Source organism: Metabacillus fastidiosus NBRC 101226 (assembly GCF_001591625.1).
GTDB classification, from domain to species: Bacteria; Bacillota; Bacilli; order Bacillales; family Bacillaceae; genus Metabacillus; species Metabacillus fastidiosus.
Genome location: NZ_BCVG01000186.1, coordinates 1 through 3,668, shown reverse-complemented (window position 1 = coordinate 3,668; position 3,668 = coordinate 1). Strand labels below are relative to the sequence as shown.

Sequence of the window (3,668 nt, the reverse complement as noted above, 5' to 3'; positions counted from 1 at the left end):
GGCTTTTTCCTTTTCAAAGATTCCTTCAGCTTTAGTTTTTATTGCTTCATCTAAGTTAGCAAATCGATCACCTTTTTCTGCGCGTTCCGGAAGATTGACACCTAATTTAGTCAATTTAGTTTTAAGCTCATCTTTTATTTTTTGTATTTTCTCTTGTGTTGCAGCATCCATTGAATTCACAGTTTGCTTTGCTGTACTAGTTCCTGATGAAGTTGCCGCAAATGCGGTTGTCCCAATTCCACTGATAACTCCAACTGATAATACTCCTGTCATTACGTAACCAAATAGTTTCTTTTTGTTCATTATAATAGCCTCCTAAATTTCTTTAAATATTTTGTACAGTCTTAAATTTAATACTGAATGGTGAAAACTTGGTGAAAAGCAAAATGATTTTGAAAAATATTAAAATTATATCCACGGAAGGTGAATGAATTCAAGGTTCCCCCAAGGCAGCCCTATGTTATAAATGAAATTACATACAACGAAATAACCTGCGAAAAGAGACTGACCGAGCAGGCTTAATGCTAATATCATCGATGGAATCCATTTTACTTTTGCTGCGATGCCTTTTCTTTTTCGATTTAAAAAGATTTGCCTGCATACATAGAGGGCGTTCAAAATAGATTGAATCATAATATAAGATGCCAGAAAAATAGCTGTAGGCATAATAGTTGTTTCATATCCAAAATACAAAGGTAAAGCTAATAGGGCGATAAATGACAGAGCCCATAAAAAATCAAGAAAGTGACGAATCCAAAGGACGATGGAAATAGTCATTAGACCAATAAGAATATATAAAATTAAATAGTATTCATTGATGGACACTAAATAAAATAATCCAATTGCTATTAGTATCGTTGCTGTATAACTAACATAAGAAATAAGATTATGTTTGAAAGTTGGAGAGTCGGAAGTTTCTAAAGAAGAGTAATTTTTTAATAATCTTATTCTTTTGCTTGTTCTTCCACCAACGAGGACGATAATCACTTCATGAAGGAGAGTATAACAAATAGAAAGATACGTCCTTACATAAGGAATTCTAGTTATAACGAAGGCTGCTGCCAAATAAACAATAATAGATAATGAATCATTCACATTTATTCTCCTTTTTTTGTTTGTATAGAGAAAAAGAAGCACCAAACTGATGTAATGGTGCTTCCTCCCCGTTCATAAATACTCTTTAAGCTTGTAACTCTTTTTCGCTCTTTAGTTTCTCTATTTCTCTATTTAATTCTTCCTCGTTTATATAGGAAGAATCGTTTCTCAATAAAGGATGGGAAAATTGATTACCTGCCTGTACCTCAGCTTCCATTAATAAAATACGGTCTTCGGCACGAGCTACTCCTCTTAAAATATTGTCAGTTTGAAAGGAACCTGTAGCTTTTTGAATTAATTTAATAGACTGAGCAACATTTGCGCGTGAAGCTAAGAGGATTTTCTTGTGCTGCAATTCATTATACGTTTGCTGCAGCTCATTTAATTTTTCTTTCAGCGTTTCAGTCTGTTCTTTAATAGTTTCATACTGCTGTTCGTACACGATCAGTTGTTTGTCATGAGAAAGCTTTTCCTGGACAGCTAATTTAGCAATTGTCTCTTCGTCTTGCTCGATAGCCAATTTAGCCTGTCGAGTTCTTTTTTCTACTAACGCTTTTGTTTCTAGAATAAGAGCAGCCTGTTTATTTTCCGCGAAAAGCTGGCGTGATAAAGCTCTTTGGGCTTTTGCCATTTCTTGATCCAGCTCTCTAGAATATTCGTTTAACATCGCGATTGGATCTTCAAGACTATCGAGCCAGCCATTCATATCAGCTGTTGCAATTGTTTTAATTCTTTTAAAAATACCCATTTTAAATATTCTCCTTTTTATTAATTAAACTTTTTTCCCATTGATCTAAAACATTCTCATTTTGGTTCAATAAGGGTTTATGTGAACTAATTAAAGATGTATCAATAAACTGTTGCATTGCAGAAGCCTTTGATTTTTTTCTTAATGATTTCATTACTAGAACTAAAGCAGTTATTCCGAGAATCAGGAATAATAAGAACCAAATCAAAGAAACTCCACTATGATGGTAGCCTATTGCATGATGTGGTTCAAAACCGCCATGTGGTCCCATATCTCTTGGTCCATGTCCATGCGGACCAGCAGCAAGAATATTTAAACCTCCAAATAGATAATGGAATATATTTATAACTAGAATCATAGAAGCAATGATTCCGCCCCAGAAAATACCTTTTGTGAACTTTGTATTCATTATGTTTCTTACCTCCTTTCGTTCTTGTTGTTTGTAGTTTAGTAGAGTTTGATGAAAACTTAGTGAAAATGAAAAAATTAAAAGCAGATTTGTTTTCTCTTTTTAGCTGCTGACTCTTTTTTAATATAGGGGAGAGAAGGATAAGGCGATAATTTTGCATGAATTAATATATAATTAATAAGCTCGCTATCAATGTATTTTTTCAGTGGAGGGGAACCTTTTGAAGCGGATGTTTAAGAAGAATAAGAAACTTGTTTTATTTTTAATTATTATATTTTTCTTCATTGCCGGGCTGCTTGATATTAAATATGAAGGGTTATTCTATCAACTATTACCTCATTCGATTCAATCATATTTAACTGGTATTTTTAAATAAGCGAATTGTATCTTTTTATCCGTAATAATTTTAGTATAAGCTGAATATAACTCGTTTAGTCTAATGCGGAGAATAGCAATGTAGCAGATAATTTTAAAAAGGGTAGTGACTGGAAAAAGTCACTACCCTTTTTTATATAAAAATAAACAATTTAATTGAGATAGAAAGAGAACTGTTAACTTTTCTTAATACAAAGAAATAATTTTAGCGTTAATGTCTTACTTGTAAAAGGAAGAATCATCGATTATTGGAAAAATAAGAGGAGAAATGGAAATAAAATATTTAGAAGATGCACTTTGCAGTTACATTTTAAGAGATAAATGGAAAATTAGAAATTTTTCAAACGTTACAAAATTCTACAAAATTGTAAGATTCCTATTATCTTTTTTAATCACAGTAACATAGAGCGGTAATATATCTATTTTATAGTAAGAGACAGGCGGTTATAGAACTGCTACAGAATTTGAATTGCGATTTTCTTCATTAGACTGTAAGCGGAGGTGGTACTGCATACATACATTTTTTTGAGAACTGTCTATTAGTAAATAGAATAATAAATACGAATAGGGAGATGAAAATATGAATAAAAAGCAAATGAATTCTAAAAAAGAGAGTAAAAAATTATCAAAGAAAGTTGTACCATTTGTAATGTCAACATCGATGATGGCTGCTACATTCTTAGCCGCCGGTGCACCAACTTCTGCGGCAGAACTTGATAATAAAGAGGTTAATCCAGAAGTTTTGGCACAGGTACAAAATCATGGTCAAGAAGTATCTGAATTAGCTAAAAGTTTACCAGGCTCTCCTGAGAAAGGTAAATTGATCAGCGAATTAGCAAAGAATAAATCTTTCAAAACAAATGATAAAGACGATCAGACAGAAGAAGGGACCACCGACGAAGGAACAACTGACGAAGGAACAACTGACGAAGGCACAGCTGAAACACCAGCTAATGGCTCAGAGGAAGGAACGACTGATGAAGGCACAGTTGAAACACCGGCTGATGGTTCAGAAGAAGGGCCAACCGATGAAGGAGCAAC

At 33.3% G+C, this 3,668-nt stretch carries 5 protein-coding genes and 1 pseudogene; 2 read left to right on the top strand and 4 right to left on the bottom strand.

All coding sequences use genetic code 11. The annotated features are described in order from the left end of the window. From BFA01S_RS21100 to BFA01S_RS21085, 4 genes and pseudogenes are all read right to left on the bottom strand, one after another. Positions 1–303, bottom strand: a pseudogene (locus BFA01S_RS21100) (hypothetical protein); the annotation flags it as partial. Positions 304–408: 105 nt separating this feature from the next. After that, on the bottom strand, positions 409–1,095 hold the full coding sequence (locus BFA01S_RS21095) for a M50 family metallopeptidase (RefSeq protein WP_066235546.1): 687 nt from the start codon (positions 1,093–1,095) through the stop codon (positions 409–411). 85 nt (positions 1,096–1,180) lie between these two features. Beyond that, positions 1,181–1,843 (bottom strand): PspA/IM30 family protein, encoded by a 663-nt coding sequence (locus BFA01S_RS21090; RefSeq protein WP_066235544.1) that lies wholly within the window; start codon positions 1,841–1,843, stop codon positions 1,181–1,183. Between the two features lies 1 nt (position 1,844). After that, positions 1,845–2,252: a hypothetical protein gene (locus BFA01S_RS21085; RefSeq protein WP_066235542.1), complete on the bottom strand. Its 408-nt coding sequence runs from the start codon at positions 2,250–2,252 to the stop codon at positions 1,845–1,847. Between the two features lie 220 nt (positions 2,253–2,472). Between BFA01S_RS21085 and BFA01S_RS21080 the strand changes: the two genes are divergently transcribed. Together BFA01S_RS21080 and BFA01S_RS21075 are read left to right on the top strand one after the other, a co-directional pair. After that, complete coding sequence (locus BFA01S_RS21080) at positions 2,473–2,628, top strand: hypothetical protein (RefSeq protein ID WP_174521615.1); 156 nt, start codon at positions 2,473–2,475, stop codon at positions 2,626–2,628. Positions 2,629–3,276: 648 nt separating this feature from the next. After that, positions 3,277–3,668 (top strand): hypothetical protein (locus BFA01S_RS21075; RefSeq protein ID WP_218011650.1); only part of this gene is annotated, 392 nt, incomplete at its 3' end.